Source organism: Geobacillus sp. 47C-IIb, assembly GCF_014679705.1.
GTDB lineage: Bacteria > Bacillota > Bacilli > Bacillales > Anoxybacillaceae > Geobacillus > Geobacillus thermodenitrificans.
The window spans coordinates 3557694-3582968 of record NZ_CP061473.1; the positions used below are offsets into that span (position 1 = coordinate 3557694).

Genomic DNA, 25275 nt, shown 5'->3' on the forward strand with positions numbered 1-25275 from the left:
ATGGAATGCAAGACCAATGGCTAGTCGGCTATACGCTACAGCATATTGCTGTGTTTTAGCTTGGTTGTGACCGGCCGAATGACACGCATCATTTGACCACGAGCAGAGAAGCGGCGTCTATCATTTGAGGAAGTGTTGGTCGGCCACCGAGACGTCCGCTGTTCGTTGCGGCTAGTATACAAAGAAAAAAACGTGGCCGAAAAACGGCTGAATCCGCGCCAAAGGCGAAGGAAAAACCGCGTCAGCCCGGCAAAAGCGAACAAGAAAACAAAAAAGCACGGAAAAGATTTAAGATTTGGGCTCCACCTAAGCATGAAAATGGCGACCGAAGGCGCGTACATTTTCACAGAAGAGAGCATGGCAAGAGGGTTCTTCACTCATTTTCGTGCGCATATACATAAAGACAAGCGCATGAAAAAGGAGGGAAGCGCTCATGGCGCATTTCGGGTCGAAAGGGTGGATCGTCGCCGAGTTAAAAAAGGCAGGCATCGCCCGCCATCCGGTCGGACAGAAAAAAATTGAAACGTACAAGGCGACTGAGCTGTACAGGCTGTATCGGAAATATGTGCAAAAAACATGTTGAGCCGGACGAAAGGATCCGGCTTCTTTTTTCGGGTAAAATAGTGGTGAAGGAAAGAGGAAAGGTGCTGAACGCGATGAAGAAAAAACGGTTTGCCGTAGCTGAAGGCGAAACGATTGCTGCCTGTTTAGAGCGGATGAAACAAGAAGGTTATCGCCCTATCCGCCGCATCGAGAAGCCGATTTTCCGCGAAGTGGAAACGAACGGCGAAACGACGGTGGAGCCGTACGGGCGCATCATCGAATTTGAGGCGGTGCGCGATGAGCCGTAGCCGGAGATGGTCATGGCTTGCGTCTCACTTGTCTTGTTGAAGCGTAGCTGCTAACTTTCCATCCAAAAAGCAAAAACGGAAAGGACATTCTTTTCCGGTTCAGCCGTGCGGCCATTCACGCGTTTTTTCGCCTCTTGATGGTCGCCGGTCGGGTTGCCGCTCGATGCTTCATAGCCGACTTGGTACACGTAGTTTTTCGGGGTGCGGATCACATTGTCCATCCAGTACTGGTCGAAGTCGTCTTGAAATTGCCGTTTGCTTTCTTGATCGCTCATCTTCGCGACCTTCTTGTTAATATCATTTGGCGGCATTTATTATGCGCGATTCGGACGAGCTTTACTCAAAAGCGATGGCCATGCCGCCGTCGACAAACAGCGTTTGGCCGGTCTGGCACGGTTGTCCATCTCATTCAATGGTTGAGGGGCTGATCATGGCAGCCAATGGTGAATTGGACGTTGCAGCCGAAGATTCAGGCCGCTACAATAAAGAAGGAGAAGAACATAAAGAGAAGGAGATGACGGCATGATTCATTCCACATGGGCGACCCGTCCGACGATCAAAAAAGTGAAATGCGTCCATACGAACGCGGAAAAATACATTGTCAACAATGTGTTGACGCCGGGAAACGTATATGAAGTGAAAAATGAAACGGATGAGTTTTATTTTGTTGTCGACAATAGCGGAAAAGTCGGCGGGTTTTACAAAGATTATTTTGAGGAAATCAAGTGACGGGGCAAGCGGCCATAAAAAACGGATGTCTGAAGGCGGACATCCGTTTTTTGTTCAGCTATTGGCGCTCTGTTGTGACGATAATAGCCGCAGCTGGCGTGCCGGCAAGGTGATCGTCAACGTCGTTCCTTTTTGGACAGTGCTCTCGACTTTCCACGTCCCGCCCATTTGTTCGATGATTTTTACTGCGACCATGGCGCCAAGCCCGGTTCCCTTCTCTTTCGTGCTGAAATACGGTTCACCGAAGCGGCGCACTTGTTCTTTCGTCATGCCGATACCGTTGTCGGAAATGGTGATGACGACGGATGTTTCTTGGTTCTCGACCGTCACACGGAGCGTGCCGCCGTTTGGCATCGCTTCGATGCTGTTTTTTAACAAATTGAGGAAACACTGTTGGAAATATTGCACATTCCCAATGACGATGCCGTGTTCAAGGGAAGAAGAGAGATCGACCGAATGCATATGCGCCATCGGTGCGATCATTTGCAACACCTTGCGAAGCTCGACGGCCACATCGATCGGTTCGGTCTCTTTCGGTGCTGGTTTGGCAAACGTTAAATAATCATGGATGATCCCTTCCGCCCGCTCGACTTCCTCTAGGGCGATGCGGATGTACCGCTCCTTTGTTTCGCGCGGCAGCGGCTCGGTTTGCAGCAGCTGAATGAACCCTTTCACGACAGTGAGAGGGTTGCGGATTTCGTGCGAAATGCTGGCAGCCAACTGGCTGACGATCTCCATTTTTTCCATCTTCATCAGCTCCGCCCGAGCGAGCTGCGCCTCATGGAGCGTTTCCATCAAATAGACGGCGAACATCATGACAAATGGCGGCATAATAATAAAATACACGATATACGGCTTCGTCACCGAAAAATCAGCGATAATGACGGCCACAAATGTTGTTAAGATCGCAATCAAAAACGTCAGCCAAAGCGAGGCGAACAGCTTGCCAGACCGAGGTAGACGACGGAATAGTGGAGAGGCGGCCGCCGCAACAACGAACATGATGGCATAGACGACGAATGTCAACGATTGAAACCCGTACAAGATAGTGCGTGCCAGCATTAACACAGCAAAAAACACGGCTCCAACGATACCGCCGCCATAGAGCGTTCCAAGCAAAAACGGAATTTGCCGGAAATCGTGGATGCACGTCGGATCAATATAAATGGGAAATCTCATGCACAGCACAGACGCCAGCGCCAAGCAGGCGCAAAGAAGCGTCCGGTTGTACAGCGGTTTGCGCTGAATTGCTGGGCTATGGTCATAAATGAATGAAAACGCAAACACAGTGACTAAAATATAAAACAAATTATTGAGGACGTGTTGATTAATATATAAACCTGCCATACAAAAAATCTCCTAATCGGGTGAACATCATTGTCTTCCATTATAATCGGAAAGCGGTTGAAAGAAAAATAGTTTTGTTGCCTCTGGTCTTTTGGCAGCCAAATGGCCAGGGTCGCTAAAAAGCGACAGCATGACGCAAAGCGGTATTATCGTACCAAGCGACGACAAATCGGTGATTCGGCCGGACACGACGGTGCCAAGCCGATGATTACGCGTCGGATGCTATGCTGATATGATTCGCCATCGCTCTTGGGCGTAGACGACAAAGGTTGCAAAACGGAACGACAACACTAGCCTGGTGATGAACAAGATTCGGCAATGCAAGCGGCTCTGTTCCGAGCGCTTGACTAGAGCTCAAGTTTTCCTTGCAATCCAGCTGATTTCTGTATACGACAGTTTCAAAGTCGAGCACAAAATGGGAAAGAGCGCCGGGATGACCGCCTGCATCGCATTGTTCGAAAAGTGGACGAGGCGGATGGCGAACAACATCGAGTAGACGATCATCTTGGCGCTCGTTCGTTCCATATGGGCGGCTTCCATTATTCTCCCCGTTCAATGCTAATTATACTTGATCATCACAAACTGAGAAAGCCCTACTTTCTCAGTGTGAGCGTCGGTGAGAATGCGTTCCATTTTTTTGTTTTTAATCACCACCATGGTAATTCAGCTTTTCTCTTCCAGATGCACTGATGATGAGTTTGACGTTCACAGATAGCGTGTCATTGTCGAGCGGGATAAGGCCATGGTTCTCATGTTTTTTCCAAAGATTCGGACGCTGGCGATACAGTTGCTCCGACAAGTTGAACATATCGATTCGCTGTTCGATGCTAAGCTTATATAGACGGTTGATTTCTTGCTTCACTGTTTGTTCTGCCAATTTCGTTAATTGTTTTCTTGGCAGATGTTTCCGCATTTCGATGATGGCTCCTTGCGCCTCGACTTGGATGTCAACTGCAGGCTTCCCGCCCTTTGTCTTGAAAGACCATTTTGTTTTCGGTTTTTGGACGACAAGAGTGGCGACCGTTTCCCCGTTTTGTTTGATATAAATCGGTGTACGTCGAATCTTCTGTTCAAACCAGCGAAGTCCTTGTAGATCGGAACGGCGCTCGCATCCTTGCAGGGCGTAATCGTGGATAAAACAGACACCCGATACAGCGAGCATTGGTTTTGGCTTATTGTTTTCTGTCCATCGGTCGCCGTCGATGGTCAAATAAGGAATTCTGGCTGTAGCAGCTTTTTCGTCCATCGTCGCAATCAGCCGGTTGAGTCGGATTGGACGGATGAACGAACTTTGTTGAAAAATTTCTTCCGGGTTGGACAACACCGAATAATACGACGAAGTATTCAACAGCGGCGTTGCTGCATACAGATCAGAAAGCGGCTCATCGGTAGCGTACACCCATGCTGTATGGCGGATTTCATTGTAACGGTTCAGTACATCGATCACATCAGCCACAAGGCCTTTTTGCAGGGCACGTTTCGTAAAGACGATGCTTTTGACATGTCCCCATGACACCCTTTGTTGAATGGAACGGTAGATCATGTCGGTTGCGATGTTAAATGTGTCGCCAGATGCTTTGCCGATGGAAACGGTCGCTTTGTCTTTGCCACCGCCTGCTTCGACTTTAGCAAGGGCGGTGAAGCTGATCAACTGGATGTAGGCGATCACCTTGCCGTCTTTGTAATCAACCCCGATGGAATGGACGTAGACAGTTTGATCGATATTGCGTGTATCCCAGCAACCGCCAAGCAACAGGACAGAGACGATGATGGGAATGACCCGATTCCTCATTGCCGTTCCCTCTCTTTTGCAATGAGATCTTTTGGACGCACAATGCGGTCGCGCGTGCGGAACTGTTTCCACGTGCTTGGAATAAATACTTTCCCGATATCTTTTGAAGGCGGTGCTAGCGGTGTCAAGTACGGAATGCCAAAAATGTGCAAGTTGACGATATAGGTCAAAAAGAAAAACAGCGACAAAATAAACCCAAACAAACCAAGGGAGGAAGCGAAAATGAGAACAATAAAGCGCAGCAAAGTGACGCTGCCGGCGATGTTTTGATTGACAAGCGTAAATGTCGAGATGACAGAAATAGCGGCAACAACGAGTGTGGCCGGGGCCGCGAGCCCGGCGTTGATCGCCGCTTGTCCGATAATCAAACCGCCAACAACCGACAGCGTCTGCCCGATGGCGATTGGCAGTCGCATCCCAGCTTCTTTAAACACTTCAAACAAAATCATCATGATAAACATTTCAAGCGGCACCGGAAGTGGCACTCCTTGGCGCGACAAAATGAGCGTTGCGAGTAAGGTGAATGGCAGCTGATCTGGATGGAACGAAGTGAGTGCGATCCAGGCGCCTGGCAAATAAATGGCGACCGAGGTGCCAACAAGCCGAAGCAGACGCTGAAATACAACAAATAGGAAAAATGTGTTATTATCTTCCGATGTGTTTAGCAAAAACGTTAAATTGCCCGGTCCAATCAAGGCGGTCGGTGACCCGTCCACTAAGATGATAAAACGGCCATTGAGAAGCGAATTGACGGCAAAATCAGGGCGCCCGGTATAACCGAACATTGGAAACAAAGCAATCTTGGTGTCGGACAGCCACTCTTCAATTTGAGAGGTGCTTGTTACCGAGTCAATGTATAAGCTGAGCAGCCGTCTTCTCACCTCATCGATGATGGCTGTGTTGGCAATATCTTCGACGTAGAGCAGCGCAACTTTTGTCTGGCTGCGTGTGCCGATAATGAACGACTCATAGGCGAGACAATTTGAGCGCAGCCGTTTGCGGATGAGCGCCACGTTCTTGTTGATCTCTTCAATAAATCCGTCTTTTGGTCCGCGAATCGACACTTCCGTGTTTGGCTCCTCTGGGTCACGGTTGGGCGGACTCGCAAGTGGCATTGCGTATAAGGCGTCGGCTTCGCGGAAATAAATGAGCAAATCGCCGCTAAACAGTCTTAAGTTGAGATCATCGATTCGCACTTCGTGCCCCATGTATTCGAGCGCGGGTGGTTTGCATGTTTCGATATCAGCGTGCGAGAAGCACGAATGCTGTTCACAAATCTTGCGGAACATTGGGTAGATGGTCTTTTGCAACATTTGTACATCGCACAATTCCTCACAATAAATAAATAACAAGTGTACAGTTTTTGATGACCCGTCAGAGAGCGGCGATGGAACGGCCGTCTCTGTCATGATGACGTCGCTGCATTTCGCGTACATCATCTGTAATGCCTCTTCGGAGATGATCACAGTCTCTAATCCGGTGTAATCGTCGTTCAGCCGCTTGCCTTGGGCGGCGCGCATAATCGGTTTCATGATGCCATCCCTCTTTTCTTTTTACGGTGCGTCAATAAAGCCAAAGCGCCTAACAAAACAGACAGCGCAAGACTAAACAGCAGCGACGATGGTAGTACCCAATGTTTGACAAAATACAAAAATTGTTCATCGCTGCCCGGTGTCAGAGATGCCAAGGTGATCGCCAAGTAGAGAACGATAAGCATCCAACGTCGTGTTTGTAAATGGCGGATTGGAAACAGCTCCACAATCAGCGCCGTTGACAGAGAAATACGGATGAAAGCGCCAGACAGCCACTGATAGACCGACAGAAAGTCCACATGTTCGATATATGTCCCTAAATTGACCATCCGCCATTGTTCAAAAGACGGATAGCGAAGGCGTGTCGCCTGCTCGGGTCCGAATTCGGCAATGGCTCCGAGCGTTGGACCGATGGTCAGACCGGCTGTGAAGAAGACAAGGGCGGCGAGTGCTTTCCATGAAAACGGACGGGGCAGTCGATGAGAGAGAAATAAAAGAACGATTATTTCCACATAACCTGCCCCAACGTACAGCATGCCCCGGAACACAGGCGTCATGCCGTGCTCAAGCATCGGCTTGAGCAGTGAATAGTCTTTATGGGGAATAGTGGACAGCATGACGAATAAACCGAAGGCGATGACGAACGGACAAATGATCATCGCTGTGTTGGCAATCGAATCGATGCCTCGATACGCGTTATAAAAACAAACGAGGGCGATGACAAGAATTAGCACCCATCTCGGCGTCGTCGTCAAATAAGAAGTCGTGGTGAACGTGATCGTATCACTTAATGTGACAAAGCCCTGCAGAAGTAAGAATATGCTGCTAACAATGGCCGTTACATAGGCGACTGGGCTTGAAAAATGGTTTTTTAACCAATCGAACAGACGTTCGCCATTCAGTTGTTTGATGATGAAATAAAGCAGCGGCAGCCAGATGACCAAGCCCCCCAATGCTCCCAAGGTGGCGATCCATGCATCGCGGTGAGCGGCCTCGAGTATGAAGGGGATGATGATCACGTGATTCATCAATCCAATTGACAGGATAATCATAAACAACAGTTGCAGGGTGCTAAGCGTCTGTGCATTCATCATGAATCCCTTTCTTTCTATGACCGTTTCTAGAACAGTAGTGTTCCCGGTATAGGTGAATTTATCCTTTCAAACGGCTGGGAGTGCAATACTTAGGAAGAAAACACCTAAGAAAGGCATGTCATGAAACAGCTTCAGTTAACGCCTGATCTAGCCATTCGCTTTATTTTATTGTTCGCCGTCGTCAAAATCATAAAAAGACAAATGGAAAAAAATACTTGAATTTCTACTGTTTTAAGTGTACTATTAGTTATAGTACGGTTGTGACGATGAGAGGAGGAGGGGAGATGTTTGAACTCGATGTACGAAGCCGGCAGCCGATTTATGAACAGCTGATCGAAAAAATGAAAGAAATGATCGTCCGCGAATTATGGCAGCCGCATGATCAGCTGCCGTCGGTCAGGGCGATGGCGAAACAACTGATGGTCAACCCGAATACGATTCAAAAAGCGTACCGCGAACTCGAACGCGATGGCTGGATTTATTCTGTTCCAGGGAAGGGGAGTTTTGTCGCGGCGCGCCCGAAAGAGCCAAACGCCGAGGCGATCGCTGCCGTTTATGAACAGTTCATCCGCCTCGTCAAGGAAGCGCGTTTTTTAGGAGTGACAAACGAGCAGTTATGGCAATGGATCATAGAAGGGGAGGAAGAGGAGGAGAACAATGATTCAACTCGTAGACGTGACGAAAACGTTTGATCGGTTTCCCGCTGTCAACGGTGCAACGATGACCGTGCCGAAAGGGGTGATTTATGGGCTGCTCGGACCGAACGGAGCGGGAAAAACAACGTTGCTGAAGCTAATGGCTGGCATTCTCCGCCAAGATCGAGGGACGATCGTGATCGATGGAGAAGAGGTATGGGAAAATGCCAACGTGAAGCAACGCCTTTTATTTTTGCCGGACTTCGTATATTTTTTTCCGCATACGACGATTCGGCAAATGGCGGACTTTTACGAACAAGTGTATCCGTCATTCAGCCGCGAGCGGTTTGTGGAGCTGCAGGAGGCGTTTTCGTTGGATCTTGATAAAAAAATTCAGCAGTTTTCCAAAGGAATGCAGCGTCAAGCCGCGTTTTGGCTCGCCTTTTCCGTTCAACCCGATGTGCTCATTATGGATGAGCCGCTCGATGGGCTCGATGCGTTCGTTCGTCGCCATGTGAAACAATTGTTGATTGATGAAGTGGTGGAACGGGAAATGACGATTGTCATCTCGTCACATAATTTGCGCGAGCTCGAAGATTTATGTGGCATTGTTGGGTTGATGGAGCGCGGCACGGTGCGGTTAGAGCGAGATTTGGATGAACTGCGCGCCGGCATGCATAAGTTGCAGCTCGCTTTTCGCGATGGCTTTCCGAGTGAATTGGTGGAACGCCTCGATATTGTGCATCGCGAGGAACGAGGAAGCATCGTCCTGCTTGTCGTCCGTGGGGAAAAGCGGCGCATAGAGGAGACGGTTCGCGCGTTTCATCCTCTCATCCTTGATGTGTTGCCGCTGTCACTTGAGGAAATTTTTATGTATGAAATAGGGAGGGGCGCTCATGTCTAGGAAACGGTGGTCGGCGAACCGCGCCATGTGGACGCAAAATATTCGCCAAATAGGTTGGATTGCGATCCTTCATTTGCTGCTATGGCTGGCGGCGATCGTGCTGCCGATCGCCTTGGTTTATTCCCAATATGACCCGAAAGTAGGCAATATGCCACAGTGGGACAGTGTATACCATATATCGAATGCGTTAGAAGCGCTGATCGCCTGGCTTGTTCCTGTGTTGGCGGCTGCCGGTGTGCTTCGCTATATGCATGACAAACGGTCGGCTGATTTTATTCATGGTTTGCCCATCCGCCGCACCGAGTTGCTCACAGGCCAAATCGTGTTTGGCTGGCTCATGTTGGTTGTACCGCTCGTTATGGTGGCTCTTGTTGCCATCGGCTGCTTGTACGGGCTAGACCTCCCATGGCGGCTCAAAGCGGCGGACGTATGGCACTGGTTCGGTGAAACGATTGTCATTGAAACGTTCATCTTTGCCCTTGGTATCGCTGTTGGTATTCTTGTCGGCCAATCAGTGCTCCATGTCGTGCTGACGAATATTTTTCTCTTTTTTCCAGCCGGCATGCTTGTTCTGATTTACAAGAATTTATCATTATTATTGTCTGGGTTTCCGGATATACACTATTATTATTATTTATCAACAGAATTGGAGCGGTTGATGATCCCGATTCGTTACGTGATGTTGATGGATCAGCCCATGAGTGCAGGGGAGATAGGGCTGTTGCTCTTATTGTCACTTCTCTTTTTTGCCATTGCTGTTTGGTTGTATGAGCGGCGACCGACAGAAGCGGCTGGGCAGGCGTTGGCGTTTCGAGCGCTCCGTCCACTGTTTGTGTATGGAGTAGCGTTTTGCACGTGGCTTGTTGGCGGTTTTTATTTTGAAGAAGTGGAGCGGCAATGGGGTTGGATTGTATTCGGTTATGTAACGTTTTCTTTGCTTGGGTACGCAATTGCTCAGATGGTCATCGCGAAAACGTGGCGCGTATTTCACCGCTGGAAAGGGTATGTCGCGTTTATAGGGGTAATGGTCGTTCTTTCCTTCATCATTCGCGCCGATCTTACCGGTTACGAGCAGCGTGTGCCGGCGGAGGCAGACATTAAGCAAGTGTACTTTGGTCAGTCGGCGATGAACTTTGAACGGCCAGAGCAGATCGGCCGCTCGTTCGTGGAATATGACCAATTTCTCCGCACAAAAGAAAACATCGAGGCGGTGCGGGCGTTTCACGAACAGCTCACGCACGATCAACCGTCGCCGTCCCATCTCAGCAACGTTCAGCGGGTGGTGATCGGTTATGTGCTCAAAGACGGCACGCGCCTCATTCGCTGCTATGAAGTACCGATCGAATCGTATATGACGCATTTTCGCCGCATCATGGAGTCGAAAGAATATAAACAGCAATACTATTTATTGCTTCGCCCAAGCGGCTACTCGCCAATCCGCGAGGTAACGATACGAAACATGAATACAGGACAGCCAGTGCTTGTTTTAGCTGAGCCGAAGGGAATTGAAGCGTTTATCGAGGCGCTCAAACAAGATTTATGGAACGAACCGGTTGAAAACATCATCATGGGGGGAGAAGTGTACGGAGAGATTGAGCTTTTGCAGAGCGATGGTGATACACTGTATTTTTCGATCAACGCTGATTATGTGCACGTTCGTCAATGGCTCGAACAACAAAAAGTATGGAACAAACTCACAGAATGACCGACTGAGTCAAAAGCGGGGAAGCGGATAGGCTTCCCCGCTTGATTTGTCAAGAGGGCGTGTTTTTTCGCCGCCGAAGCCATACAGTAAGCAAGTTAAGCAGCCAAAAGGTGAAAAAAAGAAACAAAAGAAACAGCTCAGCCGCTTCCATCATGGAAAATCGATCGAGTATGTTATCAAGTGATTGGTACACCGTTAATCCTAACAACATGTCCATTCCTAGAACTGTTCCGACTAACAGAAGCAGAAAGGTGAGGGAGGAGAATACGACTTTCAAAGCAAGCCACACCTGCCGTTTTTTGCTTAGTGTTCACCGGCTAGGGAGGAATGATGCACCCTCGTATATACTTTTGCCCGATTGCCTATAATGGAGGATAAAAGTGCCATGAAGCAAGGAGGAGAGGGGCATGTTGTTTCAATGGGGGATGCGTCGGCAAAAAAAACAGATGAACGACGGTGTGCAGCAAGAAGGCGACGACCATAGCGGTGAAGTGGCGGATGTCCCACAAGAGCCAATGTCAGCTGAACTGGCGGTGAACATCGACATCATCCGGCGGGCGACCGGAGAAAGCGACGATGTCGTCATTCGCCGTTTTTCCCTCGGCCAGGAAAAGCAAATGAAAGCAGCCGTTGTCTTTGTTGACGGGCTCGTTGATGAAAAAAACGTGTACGAGTTTTTGCTCACGCCGCTGCTTACGGCGTCTTTTCCGCTCGCACTCGAGGAAAAAGAGCGATTGCAATGGATCGAACAAAAGCTCGCTGCGGTTGGCGGAGTGAAGCATGTTGCTGACTGGAAACTACTGTTTTGCGAGTTGTTTTCCGGAGCGACGGTAATGATGATTGATGGGACATCGTTTGCCATTTGCGCGAGCACGAAAGGCGGACAATACCGTTCGATTGAAGAACCGCAAACGCAAATCGCTGTTCGTGGACCACGTGAAGGGTTTACGGAATCATTGCGCACGAATACAGCGATGATCCGCCGCCGCATCAAAAACCCGAACCTTTGGCTTGAGACGATGCAAATCGGCACGGTGACGCAAACCGATGTGGCTATCATGTATGTAAAAGGGATCGCCAATGACGAAATCATCGAGGAAGTGAAGAAGCGCCTTCGCCGCATCGATATTGATGGTGTGCTCGAGTCCGGCTATATCGAACAATTGATTGAAGATCAGACGTTCACGCCGTTTCCAACTACTTATCATACGGAACGGCCCGATATTGTCGCTGCTAATTTGCTTGAAGGGCGGGTCGCCATTTTTGTTGAAGGGACACCGTTTGTCCTTGTTGCACCAGCATTGTTTATTCAGTTTTTTCAAGCGGTCGAAGACTACTACGCTCGCTTTGATATTGCAACGGCTCTTCGCTTTTTGCGCGTGCTCATTTTTTTTATTTCACTTGTCGCACCAGCAGCCTACATCGCTGGGACAATGTTTCATCAGGAGATGATTCCGACTCTGCTCGTGATTGCCATTGCTGCCCAGCGTGAGGCGGTGCCGTTTCCGGCGTTCGTTGAGGCGCTCATTATGGAAGTGACGTTTGAAATTTTGCGCGAAGCGGGTGTCCGCTTGCCGCGCGCCGTTGGCCAGGCGGTATCGATTGTCGGAGCGCTTGTCATCGGTCAGGCGGCGGTTGAGGCCGGTTTAGTATCGTCAGCAATGGTGATCGTCGTTTCAATTACGGCTATCGCCAGCTTTGCGACGCCATCGTTTGCTATTGCCATCTCGGCGCGGCTCATCCGGTTTGCTCTCATGTTTTTGGCGGCGATGTTCGGGTTTTACGGCATTATGATGGGTCTTTTGGTCATGACGATTCATCTGTGCAGCTTACGTTCGTTCGGCGTCCCGTACATGTCGCCGCTTGCTCCGTTTATGCCGTCGAATATGGGTGATACGCTGTTTCGTCTCCCGACATGGATGTTTCGTGAGCGGCCTCGTCTTATCAGCCAAAAAAATATCGTTCGGCAATCAGGCGATCAAAAGCCACAGCAGCCAACGCCGTCACGCCAAGGGAAGGGGGATGAGTCATGAAACGGGCCTTCGCCCTTTTTATATCACTCACCGCCTATGTTTGTTTGCTTGCGGGTTGCTGGAGTCAAAGAGAACTGACTGATTTGGCGTTTGTCATTGCCATTGGCCTTGATAAAACGGAAGAAGGCGAATATTTAGCCTCGCTTCAAGTCGTCAATCCGGGCAACGTCGCCGGGGCAATGCCGAGCGGTGGTGGGGCGGGAGGCGTGCCGGTGTCGATCTATACGTCGACCGGAGACAGTGTGTCCGAAGCATCTAGGAAAGCTACGGAAAAAGTGTCGCGTCTCTTGTATTATGCCCATACGAACTTAGTTGTCGTCAGTGAAGAGCTGGCGCGCGAAGGATTGGATGAGGTGTTTGATGTCATGGAGCGGCACCATCAATTCCGGACGACAGCCAAACTTGTCATCGCTCGCGGCCATTCAGCGAAAGAGGTGCTCTCGGTGCTAACACCGATCGATAAAATTTCCGCCAGACAAATTATTCAAATGCTTAAGTTTTCCGAGCTGGCATGGGGAGAAACGAGCAATATCGATATATGGCGGACGGTTCGCGACATAGCCGTGTCTCAGAGAAACCCAGTGATGACCGGTGTAGCCATTGAAGGGGATCCTAGAAAAGGAAAACGGCAAGAAAATGTTCAGTCGTCCGTACCGGATGCACGCATCAAATTAGACGGGCTCGCTCTGTTTAAAAACGACCGCCTCGTTCGTTGGGTAGACGGGCCGACAGCAAGGGGCATGATGTGGGTGTTAGAACGTATTCAGCACACAAATCTTACCGTTCCTTGGGAAGGAAAGAAAGAAGCGATCGGCTATCGGACGACGCGATCAAAAACGAAGGTAAAGGCGAAAATCAAAAACGGCCGTCCGTCCATTTCGATCCATATCATAGCGGAAGGAGAACTCAGCGAGTCAAGAATTCCTATTAACTTAGCCGACACTAGTTTGTTATTCCGCTTAGAAAAAGAACTTGAACGTAGCGCTAAGGAGGACGTCACAAAAGCGATTAAAGCGGCCCAGCGTGAAAAAACAGATGTTTTCGGGTTTGGCGCCGCGGTTCACCGCGCTGCTCCACGCTTATGGAAGAAGATCGAGAAAGAGTGGCACGATCGCTATTTTCCTGAACTTGATGTCACTGTGACAACAGATATGCATATCCGTCGCACGAGAATGTGGGATAAGCCGTATTAATAATCAATCGTCGCCGGCACAGCCGGCACGTGGGGATGTGGACTAGGCAAAGGCGGTGAATACGATTGGAATCGAGCAAAATCAACGTGCGCCAGTTATTTGTGTTAATTGTGCTATTCGAGCACGGCAGTGCCGTCGTCATTCCACTTGGTGTGAGCGCCAAGCAAGATGTATGGATTTCCATTTTGCTTAGCTTGGCGATCGGACTGCTGTTATTTTTCGTTTATCGCCGTTTGTTTGAGTATTATCCCGATCAGCCGCTGACTGCTTATCTGCCACAAATTGTCGGAGCACCGCTCGGCAAGCTGCTAGCTATTGTCTATATTACATATTTTCTTTATATTGCCGCCCGTGTGCTGCGCGACTTTGGCGAACTGTTGTTGACGTTTGCCTATCCGGAGACGCCGTTGTTTGTGTTAAATGCGATTATGGCGGTGACTGTGATGTATGGCGTCTATAAAGGAATTGAAGTATTGGCGCGCACTGGTGAACTGTTTTTGATAGTGCTTTACTTTTTGGCCATCGGATTTGTCCTTGTTTTTGTTTCTGGGATCGTTGACGTGACCCAACTGCAGCCGATGTTGGAAGAAGGATGGAGGCGGGTATGGAAAACGGTGTTTACCGAAACGTTATATGTTCCGTTTGGTGAGATGATCGTGTTTACGATGCTGTTTCCCTATATCAATACTCCGACAAAAGTAGGACGAGCCGGGGTGGTCGGCATGGTGCTGAGCGGGATCAATTTGGCGCTCATTATGGCGATCAATGTGGCTGTCCTCGGACCCGACACGGTATCGCGCTCGTCGTTTCCGCTTTTGGATACGATCCGTCGCGTGCAAGTAGCTGATTTTTTAGAGCGTCTCGACGTCTTTTTTATGATTACCTTGATCACCGGCGGCTTTTTTAAAATCTCTATCTTTTTTTACGCCGGGATCGTTGGGGCGGCCAACTTGTTTGGTATTTCGAGCTACCGGCGGCTCGTCTATCCACTCGGTCTGCTTATTCTCATTTTGTCCGTTGTTATTGCCAGCAATTATGCGGAACATATTCAAGAAGGATTGAAAATCGTCACCTTTTACTTGCATGTTCCGCTCCAAGTCATTATTCCGGTGTTGCTGCTCATCATTGCGGCGATTCGTCGGCGGTTTAACCAGCCGGCAAAATAAGAAAAACGGACTAGATGGTTTTTGGCGAAAAAAGAAGGAAAATGAATGAAAAAGAGCGAATGAAACAATAGCATTGTTTTTATTTCGAAACAAATGGGTGGAATGGTGATAAAAATACATCCCGAAGGCGGGGTGGAAGAAGCACGGCGCCGAGGCGCATCTTTCGTTTCGGAAAGCCGGTGTCGGCTGAGGAACTAAAGATTTTACTATTAAAAGAAAAAGGGTTGAACGATGGTGAAAGCGAATGTACAGGCGATCGACCAGCTAGACGCTGAACGGTTGGGCAGCGGCATGATGATTACGGACCGCCGATTTTTCATTCTTGCGGTCAGCGAGCGAATGACACAGCGGCTCGGATGGGCCAAAGAGGAATTGATCGGGCGGCCGGCCAGCTCTCTTTTTCCGGTAGAACGATCTGCCGGCTTGTTTGACCATATCGCCCAAGCGGTGAAAAAGGACGGATATTGGCAAGGGGAGGCGCACCATGTAGTCAAAGATGGGCAGATGTACGCGAGTCGGATGAACGTTTATGCCTTATCGGGGAGCGAAGGGGAATGGCTCGTTTGGGAGTTTGCTGAACGAAAGACCTCGCTCTCTGCCTCCACTTTGACGTCGGCTGAGGTGTTGAGCACCATTTATGCTTCTGCGCCGTTTGCCGTTGTTCCAGTGGCAGCGGACGGGACGGTGCAAGATTGGGGGAACGGTGCCGAAGCGCTGTTCGGATACCGAAAAGAGGAAGCGATCGGACGTCCGATATGGACGCTTTTCCGCCACAGCGGTCAAACGCCGCTCCCGTTTCCACCTGAGAGGCGGCAATGCGGTGAAGGAATTGTACAACGCGAAGACGGTACGCCGGTCTATATCGCCTATACGATCATTCCGGTGCCAAGTTCAAGCGGATATGTTGTTCTTGCAGAAGATATCACCAAGCGAAAACAAAAGGAGGGTGAGCGTCGGCGCCAAGTCGAGCTGGCGAAAAAAATTCAGCACAATTTGTTGACACCGCTCATCCAAAATAAGGAAGTAACGATGGAAGCGGTCTATATTCCGTCCGATGATTTGTCCGGTGATATTTATGCCTGCTACCAAATCGATTTATACCGCTATGGGGTGATCGTCATCGACGTAATGGGTCATGGCATTTCCTCGGCTTTAGTGAGCATGCTGCTCCGCTCGCTTTTACGTGGGTTGATTGTGCGAGTTATTGATCCCGTTTCCGTGGCAAGTGAGCTGGAGAAGCATGTGCAAAACTTATTCCCGGACGAGACGAATGACATGCGTTATTTATTTTCGATGATTTATTTAGTTATTGATACAAAAGAGCGCAAAATTGAATACACGAATGCCGGCCATCCCGCCGGGCTGCTTGTCTTTGAGGATGGGAGTGTGCATGAGTTGGATAAAGGCGGCTTGGCGATCGGCAGCCCGTTTTCTTTGCCGTTTGAAAAAGGGGTGATCGATTACAATAGGCGAGCCCGCCTGCTTCTATATACGGACGGCATTTTAGAGGAAATGGATCCATCGATTTTGCAAAGCATTGAAAAAATTCGGACATGCACGCAAATGTACCGTCATTTGCCGGATAAAGGTTTCCTAGAACAATTAATCAGCCAAAGTCCTTCGCTCGCCAGGCCGACTGATGACGTTTGTTTGCTGTCAATTACAGTCCATGGGTAGGCGAGAGCTCACTTGGTGGCTGAGTGGGTGGTGCGCTGTAAGGCGAGCGAGGAGGCGATTGCATTTTGCGATCTGATCGCAGAGCAAACCGCCTGTTTATTTGCTGTCCGCGATGCCGAATTGTTTGTGCTGGCTGTGCATGAGGCGATTGTTAATGCGGTGAAAGCCGTTCGGCGGTTAGGACTGAACGAGGGGACGATTTTATTGTTTTTTTCCATTACAGATGATGAAGTGACGGTGGCGGTCGAGGATGACGGTGACGGTATCCCAAAGGAAATGTTCAAACAGCTTGGTAGAAAAACGCTTTCCGATGTGCTCCTAGCTGAATCAGGTCGCGGGCTATTGCTGATTCATGAAATTATGGATATGACGGCTGTAGTGGAGCGGGCGGATGGACGGCGGACGCTGGTGATGAAAATGCAAAGAGCGCAACAAAGACCGTTTTAGTCCAGCTTCTCGATGAACATAGGCGGCAGGGGCGGAGCAGGGTTGGTCAATGATAGGGGGATATGATGAAACAGCATTGGTTGTCGTTTGAACTGGAAATGATTACAGAACCTGCGTACGAGTGCATTAAGCTGACCGGGCGGCTCGCTTATGATACGCAGCTGGCTGCGGAACAAAAGCTGTTGGTTGCAGCAGCCGCCGTCAAGCGTCGCCTTGTTGTGATCGATGTAAGCGGCCTCCAATTTTTGGATAGCACCGGATTGGCGTTTCTTGTCCGCTTTTTCAAACAAGTGGTCAGCGCCAACCGTGCGATGGCCATGATCGTCCGGGATAATGCTGTGCTAAAAAAGATTTTGCTAATTGCCAAGCTTGACCGGCTATTGCCAATCGTTGCTGATGAACAGGAACTGCTATCGCTCCCTCCGTTGCGCTCCCCGGATTCTATCGGCCAAGAGGAGCTCTATTCGGCATGGCAACAATGCCGATCGTAAACCGGCCCCGTTGGGAACGGGATTATAAAAAGTGAGCCCCGGCTGTTTTGCAACTGCCGTTGGGTCAACTGTCGACTGGCAGCGTGAATGTTGACGCTGCGAGACCCCGAGCGGCCATGATCGGCTGTTCGGGGTTTTTTTGTTCACATCGCAAATAAGTTCTCAAGGCGTCATCATTGTCAAAGAAATGGTTCAAGTTTAGAATAAAACTAGAAATGAAAGTAAAGGGCGGCTCGGCACTTTGGCTGGAACAGGAGAGGGGAGGGGCGCAACGTGCGGCGAGTGCTTCTTTATTTGCGGCCGTATCGGAAGTGGATGGCTTTAGCTTGGCTGTTCATGTTGACAGAGCTGACGATTGAACTTTGGCAGCCGCTATTAATGGGGAAAATCATTGATGATGGTGTGATGAAACGGGATGTTACCGCCATTTTTACGTGGGGCGCCGTCATGCTTGGCGCTTCGCTGTTGGCGTTTGTCGCCGGCATTGCCAATTCGTTTGCCGCTGCTTACGTTGGGCAGGAGTACGGCTTTATGCTGCGCACAACGTTATTTGCCAAAATCCAGTCATTTTCGTTAGCGTGCATTGAACAGCTGTCGGCGGCTTCACTCATTACCCGGATGACGAACGATGTAACGCAAGTGCAAAACATGCTGTTTATGAGCTTGCGTATCGCTTTGCGTGCACCGCTTCTCGTCGTCTTTGGCGTTGCCATGGCGTTTGTCGTCCATTCCCGTCTAGCTCTTATTTTGGCAGTGGCTGTTCCGCTTTCAGCCGCTTTTTTATTATGGGTGATGAAAAAGGCGGTGTCATCGTTTTCCGCCGTTCAACGGGCATTGGACCGTGTCAATGGCGTGATGCGTGAAAATTTGGCCGGCATGCGTCTCATTAAGGCGTGGATGCGGGGAGGATATGAGCAGGAGCGGTTTACTGCAGCAAACGATGCACTTATGCGGCAGACGATGAGCGTGCTCCGCCTCGTTGAGACGATCGCGCCGGTATTATTGTTTGTCATGAACGCAGCCATCGTCGCGATTCTGTTTTTTGGACGCCTCGATATTGAGAGCGGGACGGCCAGCGCCGGGGAAGTCGTTGCCGTTGTCAATTATGCGACGCGGGCGACGGCGGCGTTATCGCTGTTTACGTTCATTACGATGGCGTTGTCGCGGGCGCGCGCCTCGGCCGCCCGCCTTGCCGAACTGCTTGATGCGCCGACAGAACAAACCGAAGCGAGCGAGACGGATGGGCTGACGATCCGGCGCGGCGAAATTCGGTTTGAGCGCGTGTCGTTCCGTTATCCGAACAGCAAGCATGATGCTCTTTCCGACGTATCGTTTGTCATCCGCCCACAAGAGACGGCGGCGATTTTAGGAATGACCGGATCCGGGAAATCGACGCTTCTTCAGCTGATCCCCCGCTTGTATGAACCGAGCGCTGGACGGGTGTTGATTGATGGCATCGATGTGCGTGAATTCTCAGCTAAGCAGTTGCGGACGGCCGTCCGTTTCGTCCCTCAGGAGGTGCTGTTGTTCTCTGGCACGATCGCCGATAACCTACGGTTCGGCCACACGTCGGCGACGGCAGAAGAGATGATGCAAGCGGCCACCGATGCGCAAATCCATGAAACGATCGCTCAGTTTCCGGACGGGTATGACGCTGTAGTCGGTCAAAAAGGCGTCAATTTATCGGGCGGGCAAAAGCAACGGCTGTCGATCGCCCGCGCGTTAGTCGGCGATCCAAGCATTTTGCTTTTGGATGACAGCACGAGCGCGCTCGACGCGGCGACGGAAGCGAAGTTGCTCGCTGCCTTGCGGCGATATGCGTGTACGACGGTGATGGTGACACAAAAAGTGAGTACAGCGATGGCGGCCGATACGATTTTGCTTTTAGAAGACGGGCGCTTAATCGCCCAAGGAAGTCATGAACAGTTGCTAGCGACAAGCGAACGATACCGACGGATTGTCGCTACGCAGGAAGGAAAGAAGGGACAAAGCAATGTCACTACGGCATAGCCACCACGGAGCCCGCCTTGGGACGGGGCAGCGGGCCAAAAACAGCGTTGGCACACTGCGGCGGCTTTGGACGTTTATCGCCCCGCAAAAGCGAAAGCTGCTCGCGGCGGTGACGATGGTCGTCACCAGCTCGGCGCTGGCGCTTGCCGGCCCGTATGTGATCGGCCGGGCAGTCGATCTGTATATTGTCGAGCGGAAGACGGACGGTTTCATCGCGACGCTTGTTTTTCTGCTGTCGATTTATGCTGCCCTTGGCGCAACGACGTTTTTGCAAAACTATTGGATGGTCGACGTCGCCCAACGGACAGTACACGCGATTAGAGAACAGCTGTTTCGCCATTTTCATGAGCTGCCGATTTCCTTTTTTGACCGCCGCCAGCAAGGCGAATTGATGAGCCGGATTACAAACGACATCGATAACATGAGTCAGACCTTTAACAGCACAGTGACCCAAGTGATCGCAAGTACGTTGACGCTGCTCGGCGCTATGGCGGTGATGATTTCGCTTAGCATAATATTGACGGTCGTAACGCTCGTCGTTGTGCCGCTCATGTACGCCGGGATGCGCTGGATTACGCGTCGGACGCAAGCGCGCTTCCGTGAACAGCAGCGCGCCCTTGGCGAGATGAATGGCTTTATTGAAGAGGTCATTTCTGGACAAAAAGTCGTGAAACTGTTCTCTCAAGAAAAGCGGATGGAAGCCGAATTGGCGCGTAAAAATGCCGAGTTGAAACAAGCTGGGTTTTGGGCACAAACGTATTCGGGCTTCATTCCGAAGTTGATGAACTTTTTAAACAACTTGAGTTTCGCGCTTATTGCCGGCATCGGCGGATGGCTCGCGGCGAAAGGGGCGGTGTCAGTCGGAACGATCGTCGTATTTGTCGAATACGCCCGTCAATTTACCCGTCCGCTCAACGACTTGGCCAACCAATGGAATACGCTGCTGTCGGCATTAGCCGGTGCGGAGCGGGTGTTGGAAATTTTTGATACACCACGCGAAGCGGAAGATGAACAGGAAGCAGAAGCGATCGATCGGATCAATGGGCGCATCGAGTTTCGCGATGTCGTTTTTTCATATAACAAGCATCACCCGGCGCTTGTCGGTGTGACATTTTCCGTCTCCCCGGGAGAAACGGTTGCGCTCGTTGGCCCGACCGGAGCGGGCAAAACGACTGTGCTCCAACTATTGACTCGCTTTTACGATCCGGATGAGGGGGCTATTTTCATCGATGGCCGTGACAGCCGCACGATCAAGCGGGCAAGCTTGCGGCGGCATATGGCGTTCGTGCTTCAGGATACGTTTTTGTTTGAGGGAACGATTCGTGACAACATTCGCTACGGGCGGCTTGAGGCGACGGATGAAGAAGTGGAGGAAGCGGCGCGGAAGGCAAACGCCCATTCTTTTATTATGAAGCTGCCGAATGGCTATGACACCATCTTGACACCGGGCGGCGGAGGAATCAGCCAAGGTCAGCGGCAGCTGTTGGCCATCGCTCGAGCGATGATCGCCGACCCGGCAGTATTGATTTTGGATGAAGCGACAAGCAATATCGATACGGTGACAGAAGTGCGCATTCAAGAAGCGCTCACACGGCTGATGGACGGTCGGACGTGTTTTGTCATCGCCCATCGGCTGAACACGATCCAACATGCTGACCGCATTCTTGTGCTTAACGAGGGGAAAGTGATCGAACAAGGAACACACGATGAATTGCTAGCGACGAAAGGATTTTACTTCCATTTGTACCGCCGCTATTGGGAACGCGGCACACAGCAAGCATAGGACAAAGTGTAAAAGGCGCCCCGACAGGCAAACGGAGTCTTGCAAAGCAAGCAGGAGTGCCGTTCCAATAGGGGCGCCTGTGTTGTGATTGGTGATATTTCGCCAGTTGCGCTAAACAGGTGAACGATGTTATCTTAATGGTTTATCGTTTCCTCTGATTGGTGAGGCGGTGAAGAAACGCTTCGCGCCAGCTCGTTGATAGGGCTGGGTGATGGGCGATTTGTTCTAGGGCTGCGATATTGTCCCGCTCATGATAGTAAATGTGATTCATATAGGCGATCGATAACTCCCCAGCGCCACGTTCAATGAGGATAAGCGGTGCATCCGGCTCGACGATGCCCTCTTTCAGCACCCGAAAATAAAATCCGCTTTTTCCCGTTTGACAGACGGCTTTCGGCAAATCCGGAAGCCGGTGGCGAAGTGCGAGTTTTGAACATGGTTGGCGCGGCTGCGACACTTGCACGAGCGCCGTGCCGGCGGCATAAATGTCGCCAAGGCATGCATTTTCTTCGGTCAGTCCAGAGAGCGTCCAGTTTTCTCCAAACGAGCTTGGGGGAAACGGACGGGCATATTTCTGTTCCCAATAGGCAAAATGTTCTGATGGATAGGCACAAATGGCTTTGTCTTCCCCGCCGTGATGGATAAGATCCGCTTGCCCGTCCCCGGCTACGTTTTGTTTGCCGACAGCGACCGATCCGGCGACTGGTGTTTTGTAAATGCCGGTCACTAGCCGCTCGCCATTGACCTCCACTGTTTTTGGCTTTCCGATGTTAATCGAAAGGATTCGCATTCGTTTCACCCCCATACCGCCTCAGCGATCAGCCGAAAAGAGGTGAGCTTGTCATGAAAATCGTATGTAATCGTGACGAGCATGATCTCTTCTGTTTCATACGCTTCGCTTAACCGGTATAATTCGTCTTTGACGCGCGCTGGACTGCCGACGATCATTCGTCTCCGGTTGTCCGCGACCCGTTTGCGTTCATACGGACTGTATGAGTACGCCGCAGCTTTTTCTGGGCTTGGCGTACCGTTCACCGCCATCCCTTGCTCGAGCATGAGCAACGTTAAGTCTAGACTCCCGGCAATCCACTCTGCCTTTTCATCTGTCTCGGCGCAAATCGCAAACACGGCGACCATCGAGCGCGGCTCGGCTAAATACGGTGACGGAACAAACCGCTCGCGATACGAGCGCATATATTGTTCGCCGCCTTCACCGTTAATAAATTGGGCGAACGCATATGGCAATCCTTTAGCCGCGGCCAACTTAGCCGTTTCTGAGCTTGAACCGAGCAGCCATACATCAGGTGGCGATTGGACGATCGGCGTCGCTTTCACTCCGTAAAGCGGATGCACCGGTGGAAGGGTGTCATACAAGTAGCTGAGCAAATCATCGATTTGTTCCGGATAACGGTCGACCGGTCGGCGTCTGTCGCCTTGCAGCGCGATCGTCGCCCGCGGCATGCCGCCGGGCGCCCGTCCAATGCCTAAGTCGACGCGGCCGGGATGGAGTCCGGCAAGTACATGAAAGTTTTCCGCGATTTTATAAGGGCTGTAATGCGGCAGCATGACGCCGCCGGAGCCGATGCGAATGCGCGACGTTTTCGCCCCGATATGACCGAGCAGCACTTCCGGAGACGAGCCAGCAAGGCTGGTTGTATCATGATGTTCCGATACCCAAAACCGCTTATAGCCGAGCTCTTCGACAAATTGTGCGAGTCGGACGGTGTTTGCAAGCGCCTCTTCTGCTGTCATGCCTTCAGCGATTGGCGATTGGTCAAGGACGCTGAGTTGCAACGGCATGTTCGTTCCTCCTCTTTGTTCAAGGTGAAAAATGGTTAGTTCTTATTATGCTTGGTTAGTCTTCGTTTTGTCTATTGATTTGCCTGACGTTGCAGCGGGCAAAAAATCATCCGCCGTTTCAAGGTGGCGGATTCGTCAAGAGTTTCCAAGGGAGCTTAGTTGTCGGCGATCGGTCGTGAAATCAAATGGGGAAGAGTCTAAAGGTGAACGGATTCTTTCTGTTCGGCCGTTTGACGATTCTTTTTTTGATGGCGTGCGCGTCCGGGGAAGAAGGAATGAAAGAGTTGTTTAACGCTGTCAACGATAAATGAACACCGTTCGTATAGCGCTTCTTTTAAGCTGTCGAGCTGGCGGGTGATTTTGTATTGTGACGCCTCTTGCGCTTCGAGCCGTTCGATCACCGTCTGATGAAAGACTTGCTGCAACTCGAGCTGATCAATGAGCTGTTGGTACAGTTTTTCTTGCTCTTCAAGGCGGCTAGTCATCGCTTCGGTCAGCTGTTCCCGCTCAGCTGTTCGCTGTTCAAGCTGGCGCAACGTTTCGCTTTGTACTGTCAACGCTTCAATGACCGATTGGCGTGCTGTTCCTTCTTTCGCGAACTGCTCTTCCCATTTATGCTGTTGTTCGTTTTCTATTTGCTGTTGAGCGATGAGCGATTGCTCAAGGCGAGCGAGCATGTCGGTGAGTTCGGCTTGCTCTGTCTGTCCGACAGCGAACCGCTGTTCGATGCGGGTGAGCGCTTCTGTCCATCGTTCGTTTTGCTGTGTCTGCTGTTCTTGTCCGGTTTCAACGGATTGCAAGAGGAGAGCAAGCGTTCCGGCAAGCTCCTGATAGAGCCTTGTTTGCTCCGTCTGCCCCGCTGCCATCGTCTGCTTGAGATCAGCGAGCGACCGGACGAGCTGACCACCAAGCTCATTCTGTTCCGCCTGTTCATTGATAAGCGATTGTTCGAGGTGAGCCAAGGTGCCAGCCGTCTGTTCGTACTGTTGCGCCTGTTTCAGCTGCCCTTCTTCCACCGTTTGCTCGATCCGAGCGAGTGTTTCCGCCAACTGTTCAAATAACTGTTTTTGCTGGTCGAGCAGTTCGTCTGCGGCGGTTCGGCGGTGATAGAACACGACGTGTGAGGATGGAGGAGGAGTCGCGCTGTATACGCGCGGGGTCATCCGCTTGTTCATGTAAATCAATGCATGCAAGCCTCCTTTCCATTCGCCTATGTGTCATCATATGCCATGCTTTTCGGTTCGGTTTGGGCGGCATATTTGTCGGGGTGTTCGCTCTTTGGTATAATGAGGAAGAAAAAACGGGAGAAAGGGTGTTCATGATGCCAGCTGTCGAATCGAATATGTTTCCGCTTGGCAAACAGGCCCCGTCGTTTGCCTTGACGAATGCCGTCGATGGCCGACTCGTTCGCCTTGATGACGTGAAATCTGACGTGGCGACTGTCATTATGTTTATTTGCAACCATTGTCCGTTTGTGAAGCATGTACAGCACGAGCTCGTCCGTTTAGCGAACGATTACATGCCAAAAGGGGTGTCATTTGTCGCGATCAACGCCAATGACGCCGAACAATATCCGGAAGACTCACCCGAAAACATGAAAAAAGTGGCCGAAGAGTTCAACTATCCGTTTCCATACTTATACGATGAGACGCAGGAAGTGGCGAAGGCATATGATGCCGCTTGCACCCCGGACTTTTACATTTTTGACCGTGAACTGAAATGCGTCTATCGTGGCCAGCTCGATGATTCACGTCCAAACAACGGCATTCCAGTGACCGGGGAGTCGATTCGCGCAGCGCTTGATGCCTTGCTGGCGGGTCGTCCCGTGCCGGAAAACCAAAAGCCGAGCATCGGCTGCAGCATTAAATGGAAGCCAACATCATAGTGATTTACTTGACTTCTCATTGTCAAACGGGTATGATAGGAAGAACATCATTCGCTCATCAAGGAATCGTCAACGCCGTGCCGTTGCATTGCGAGTGCAGCTGGCACGGCGTTTTGTTGCCGCCAATCGCTGACAAATTCACACTGGCGCCGCTTCGGAGCGGCAAGGATGGATGAGAGGAAGGGCTTCCATTGTTTTTGT

General features: G+C 50.7%; 27 protein-coding genes. 17 read left to right on the forward strand and 10 right to left on the reverse strand.

The window, feature by feature from the left end; translation table 11 throughout:
• Nucleotides 1-433: 433 nt before the first annotated feature.
• Complete coding sequence (locus IC804_RS17915; protein WP_008879250.1) at nt 434-583, forward strand: DUF2639 domain-containing protein; 150 nt, start codon at nt 434-436, stop codon at nt 581-583.
• 73 nt (nt 584-656) lie between these two features.
• Nucleotides 657-851, forward strand: a complete 195-nt coding sequence (locus IC804_RS17920) for an NETI motif-containing protein (RefSeq protein ID WP_029760829.1) — start codon at nt 657-659, stop codon at nt 849-851.
• A gap of 50 nt (nt 852-901) precedes the next feature.
• On the opposite strand, the gene IC804_RS17925 is transcribed toward IC804_RS17920, so the two are convergent.
• Entirely contained in the window at nt 902-1126 is a 225-nt protein-coding gene (locus IC804_RS17925; protein WP_172437865.1) for a hypothetical protein, read from the reverse strand.
• Nucleotides 1127-1152: 26 nt separating this feature from the next.
• Between IC804_RS17925 and IC804_RS17930 the strand changes: the two genes are divergently transcribed.
• Together IC804_RS17930 and IC804_RS17935 are read left to right on the forward strand one after the other, a co-directional pair.
• Nucleotides 1153-1377, forward strand: coding sequence for a hypothetical protein (locus IC804_RS17930; protein WP_223812848.1), 225 nt, complete (start codon nt 1153-1155; stop codon nt 1375-1377).
• The gene (locus IC804_RS17935) at nt 1374-1580 is read left to right on the forward strand and encodes a DUF6501 family protein (protein WP_008879246.1); all 207 of its coding nucleotides are present in this window, start codon (nt 1374-1376) and stop codon (nt 1578-1580) included. Before IC804_RS17930 ends, IC804_RS17935 begins: the two co-directional genes overlap by 4 nt.
• A gap of 54 nt (nt 1581-1634) precedes the next feature.
• Here IC804_RS17935 and IC804_RS17940 read toward each other — a convergent pair whose 3' ends face one another.
• The 5 genes from IC804_RS17940 to IC804_RS17960 all read right to left on the reverse strand — a co-directional run bounded on the left by IC804_RS17940 (nt 1635) and on the right by IC804_RS17960 (nt 7345).
• The gene (locus IC804_RS17940) at nt 1635-2927 is read right to left on the reverse strand and encodes an ATP-binding protein (RefSeq protein WP_081157120.1); all 1293 of its coding nucleotides are present in this window, start codon (nt 2925-2927) and stop codon (nt 1635-1637) included.
• 354 nt (nt 2928-3281) lie between these two features.
• Complete coding sequence (locus tag IC804_RS17945; protein ID WP_223812849.1) at nt 3282-3452, reverse strand: fosmidomycin resistance protein; 171 nt, start codon at nt 3450-3452, stop codon at nt 3282-3284.
• A gap of 118 nt (nt 3453-3570) precedes the next feature.
• Nucleotides 3571-4719: a Ger(x)C family spore germination protein gene (locus tag IC804_RS17950; RefSeq protein ID WP_008879243.1), complete on the reverse strand. Its 1149-nt coding sequence runs from the start codon at nt 4717-4719 to the stop codon at nt 3571-3573.
• Nucleotides 4716-6251, reverse strand: a complete 1536-nt coding sequence (locus tag IC804_RS17955; RefSeq protein ID WP_008879242.1) for a spore germination protein — start codon at nt 6249-6251, stop codon at nt 4716-4718. Before IC804_RS17955 ends, IC804_RS17950 begins: the two co-directional genes overlap by 4 nt.
• The gene (locus tag IC804_RS17960; protein ID WP_035498226.1) at nt 6248-7345 is read right to left on the reverse strand and encodes a GerAB/ArcD/ProY family transporter; all 1098 of its coding nucleotides are present in this window, start codon (nt 7343-7345) and stop codon (nt 6248-6250) included. The genes IC804_RS17955 and IC804_RS17960 overlap by 4 nt, the downstream gene beginning before the upstream one ends.
• 284 nt (nt 7346-7629) lie before the next feature.
• Here IC804_RS17960 and IC804_RS17965 point away from each other — a divergent pair, with 284 nt between their 5' ends.
• Genes IC804_RS17965 through IC804_RS17975 form a run of 3 tightly spaced genes read left to right on the forward strand, consistent with a single transcriptional unit; the run spans nt 7630 to nt 10589 of the window.
• The gene (locus tag IC804_RS17965) at nt 7630-8037 is read left to right on the forward strand and encodes a GntR family transcriptional regulator (RefSeq protein ID WP_081157121.1); all 408 of its coding nucleotides are present in this window, start codon (nt 7630-7632) and stop codon (nt 8035-8037) included.
• Nucleotides 8003-8884 carry an ABC transporter ATP-binding protein gene (locus tag IC804_RS17970; RefSeq protein ID WP_008879238.1) on the forward strand — a complete coding sequence of 294 codons (882 nt, stop codon included), beginning with the start codon at nt 8003-8005 and terminating at the stop codon, nt 8882-8884. The genes IC804_RS17965 and IC804_RS17970 overlap by 35 nt, the downstream gene beginning before the upstream one ends.
• Nucleotides 8877-10589: an ABC transporter permease gene (locus IC804_RS17975; RefSeq protein WP_011887341.1), complete on the forward strand. Its 1713-nt coding sequence runs from the start codon at nt 8877-8879 to the stop codon at nt 10587-10589. The genes IC804_RS17970 and IC804_RS17975 overlap by 8 nt, the downstream gene beginning before the upstream one ends.
• 49 nt (nt 10590-10638) lie before the next feature.
• Here IC804_RS17975 and IC804_RS17980 read toward each other — a convergent pair whose 3' ends face one another.
• On the reverse strand, nt 10639-10806 hold the full coding sequence (locus IC804_RS17980; protein WP_155121002.1) for a YczF family membrane protein: 168 nt from the start codon (nt 10804-10806) through the stop codon (nt 10639-10641).
• 190 nt (nt 10807-10996) lie between these two features.
• Here IC804_RS17980 and IC804_RS17985 point away from each other — a divergent pair, with 190 nt between their 5' ends.
• The 8 genes from IC804_RS17985 (at nt 10997) to IC804_RS18020 (ending at nt 21389) form a co-directional block, all read left to right on the forward strand.
• Nucleotides 10997-12622 (forward strand): spore germination protein, encoded by a 1626-nt coding sequence (locus tag IC804_RS17985; RefSeq protein ID WP_081157122.1) that lies wholly within the window; start codon nt 10997-10999, stop codon nt 12620-12622.
• Nucleotides 12619-13815, forward strand: a complete 1197-nt coding sequence (locus IC804_RS17990) for a Ger(x)C family spore germination protein (protein ID WP_081157123.1) — start codon at nt 12619-12621, stop codon at nt 13813-13815. Before IC804_RS17985 ends, IC804_RS17990 begins: the two co-directional genes overlap by 4 nt.
• Nucleotides 13816-13880: 65 nt before the next feature.
• Complete coding sequence (locus IC804_RS17995; protein WP_081157124.1) at nt 13881-14981, forward strand: GerAB/ArcD/ProY family transporter; 1101 nt, start codon at nt 13881-13883, stop codon at nt 14979-14981.
• Nucleotides 14982-15212: 231 nt separating this feature from the next.
• Nucleotides 15213-16658, forward strand: coding sequence for a SpoIIE family protein phosphatase (locus IC804_RS18000; RefSeq protein WP_008879233.1), 1446 nt, complete (start codon nt 15213-15215; stop codon nt 16656-16658).
• 12 nt (nt 16659-16670) lie between these two features.
• Nucleotides 16671-17105, forward strand: coding sequence for an ATP-binding protein (locus IC804_RS18005; RefSeq protein ID WP_011887345.1), 435 nt, complete (start codon nt 16671-16673; stop codon nt 17103-17105).
• A 62-nt stretch (nt 17106-17167) separates the two neighbouring features.
• Nucleotides 17168-17596: an STAS domain-containing protein gene (locus IC804_RS18010; protein ID WP_011887346.1), complete on the forward strand. Its 429-nt coding sequence runs from the start codon at nt 17168-17170 to the stop codon at nt 17594-17596.
• Nucleotides 17597-17869: 273 nt separating this feature from the next.
• Nucleotides 17870-19606, forward strand: coding sequence for an ABC transporter ATP-binding protein (locus IC804_RS18015; protein WP_008879230.1), 1737 nt, complete (start codon nt 17870-17872; stop codon nt 19604-19606).
• A complete protein-coding gene (locus IC804_RS18020; protein ID WP_008879229.1) occupies nt 19590-21389 on the forward strand; it encodes an ABC transporter ATP-binding protein in 1800 nt (599 codons plus the stop codon). Before IC804_RS18015 ends, IC804_RS18020 begins: the two co-directional genes overlap by 17 nt.
• Before the next feature lie 142 nt (nt 21390-21531).
• Here the strand turns inward: IC804_RS18020 and IC804_RS18025 are convergent, their stop codons facing one another.
• The 3 genes from IC804_RS18025 to IC804_RS18035 all read right to left on the reverse strand — a co-directional run bounded on the left by IC804_RS18025 (nt 21532) and on the right by IC804_RS18035 (nt 24364).
• On the reverse strand, nt 21532-22179 hold the full coding sequence (locus IC804_RS18025; RefSeq protein ID WP_081157125.1) for an MOSC domain-containing protein: 648 nt from the start codon (nt 22177-22179) through the stop codon (nt 21532-21534).
• Between the two features lie 5 nt (nt 22180-22184).
• Nucleotides 22185-23189 carry an LLM class flavin-dependent oxidoreductase gene (locus IC804_RS18030; RefSeq protein ID WP_081157126.1) on the reverse strand — a complete coding sequence of 335 codons (1005 nt, stop codon included), beginning with the start codon at nt 23187-23189 and terminating at the stop codon, nt 22185-22187.
• Between the two features lie 197 nt (nt 23190-23386).
• Nucleotides 23387-24364, reverse strand: a complete 978-nt coding sequence (locus IC804_RS18035) for a coiled-coil domain-containing protein (RefSeq protein ID WP_223812962.1) — start codon at nt 24362-24364, stop codon at nt 23387-23389.
• A 146-nt stretch (nt 24365-24510) separates the two neighbouring features.
• On the opposite strand from IC804_RS18035, the gene IC804_RS18040 reads away from it, so the two are divergent.
• Nucleotides 24511-25074, forward strand: coding sequence for a thioredoxin family protein (locus tag IC804_RS18040; protein ID WP_029760814.1), 564 nt, complete (start codon nt 24511-24513; stop codon nt 25072-25074).
• Nucleotides 25075-25106: 32 nt separating this feature from the next.
• Nucleotides 25107-25250, forward strand: coding sequence for a hypothetical protein (locus tag IC804_RS18045; RefSeq protein ID WP_172437871.1), 144 nt, complete (start codon nt 25107-25109; stop codon nt 25248-25250).
• Nucleotides 25251-25275 lie beyond the last annotated feature (25 nt).

Excerpts from the sequence above, each read along its gene's own strand:
- IC804_RS17915 (WP_008879250.1), top strand. The coding sequence starts at position 434 with ATGGCGCATTTCGGGTCGAAAGGGTGGATCGTCGCCGAGTTAAAAAAG.
- IC804_RS17920 (WP_029760829.1), top strand. The coding sequence starts at position 657 with ATGAAGAAAAAACGGTTTGCCGTAGCTGAAGGCGAAACGATTGCTGCC.
- IC804_RS17925 (WP_172437865.1), bottom strand. The coding sequence starts at position 1,126 with ATGAGCGATCAAGAAAGCAAACGGCAATTTCAAGACGACTTCGACCAG.
- IC804_RS17935 (WP_008879246.1), top strand. The coding sequence starts at position 1,374 with ATGATTCATTCCACATGGGCGACCCGTCCGACGATCAAAAAAGTGAAA.
- IC804_RS17940 (WP_081157120.1), bottom strand. The coding sequence starts at position 2,927 with ATGGCAGGTTTATATATTAATCAACACGTCCTCAATAATTTGTTTTAT.
- IC804_RS17945 (WP_223812849.1), bottom strand. The coding sequence starts at position 3,452 with ATGGAACGAACGAGCGCCAAGATGATCGTCTACTCGATGTTGTTCGCC.
- IC804_RS17950 (WP_008879243.1), bottom strand. The coding sequence starts at position 4,719 with ATGAGGAATCGGGTCATTCCCATCATCGTCTCTGTCCTGTTGCTTGGC.
- IC804_RS17955 (WP_008879242.1), bottom strand. The coding sequence starts at position 6,251 with ATGAAACCGATTATGCGCGCCGCCCAAGGCAAGCGGCTGAACGACGAT.
- IC804_RS17960 (WP_035498226.1), bottom strand. The coding sequence starts at position 7,345 with ATGATGAATGCACAGACGCTTAGCACCCTGCAACTGTTGTTTATGATT.
- IC804_RS17965 (WP_081157121.1), top strand. The coding sequence starts at position 7,630 with ATGTTTGAACTCGATGTACGAAGCCGGCAGCCGATTTATGAACAGCTG.
- IC804_RS17970 (WP_008879238.1), top strand. The coding sequence starts at position 8,003 with ATGATTCAACTCGTAGACGTGACGAAAACGTTTGATCGGTTTCCCGCT.
- IC804_RS17975 (WP_011887341.1), top strand. The coding sequence starts at position 8,877 with ATGTCTAGGAAACGGTGGTCGGCGAACCGCGCCATGTGGACGCAAAAT.
- IC804_RS17980 (WP_155121002.1), bottom strand. The coding sequence starts at position 10,806 with ATGGACATGTTGTTAGGATTAACGGTGTACCAATCACTTGATAACATA.
- IC804_RS17985 (WP_081157122.1), top strand. The coding sequence starts at position 10,997 with ATGTTGTTTCAATGGGGGATGCGTCGGCAAAAAAAACAGATGAACGAC.
- IC804_RS17990 (WP_081157123.1), top strand. The coding sequence starts at position 12,619 with ATGAAACGGGCCTTCGCCCTTTTTATATCACTCACCGCCTATGTTTGT.
- IC804_RS18000 (WP_008879233.1), top strand. The coding sequence starts at position 15,213 with ATGGTGAAAGCGAATGTACAGGCGATCGACCAGCTAGACGCTGAACGG.
- IC804_RS18010 (WP_011887346.1), top strand. The coding sequence starts at position 17,168 with ATGATGAAACAGCATTGGTTGTCGTTTGAACTGGAAATGATTACAGAA.
- IC804_RS18020 (WP_008879229.1), top strand. The coding sequence starts at position 19,590 with ATGTCACTACGGCATAGCCACCACGGAGCCCGCCTTGGGACGGGGCAG.
- IC804_RS18025 (WP_081157125.1), bottom strand. The coding sequence starts at position 22,179 with ATGCGAATCCTTTCGATTAACATCGGAAAGCCAAAAACAGTGGAGGTC.
- IC804_RS18030 (WP_081157126.1), bottom strand. The coding sequence starts at position 23,189 with ATGCCGTTGCAACTCAGCGTCCTTGACCAATCGCCAATCGCTGAAGGC.
- IC804_RS18035 (WP_223812962.1), bottom strand. The coding sequence starts at position 24,364 with ATGAACAAGCGGATGACCCCGCGCGTATACAGCGCGACTCCTCCTCCA.
- IC804_RS18040 (WP_029760814.1), top strand. The coding sequence starts at position 24,511 with ATGCCAGCTGTCGAATCGAATATGTTTCCGCTTGGCAAACAGGCCCCG.
- IC804_RS18045 (WP_172437871.1), top strand. The coding sequence starts at position 25,107 with ATGATAGGAAGAACATCATTCGCTCATCAAGGAATCGTCAACGCCGTG.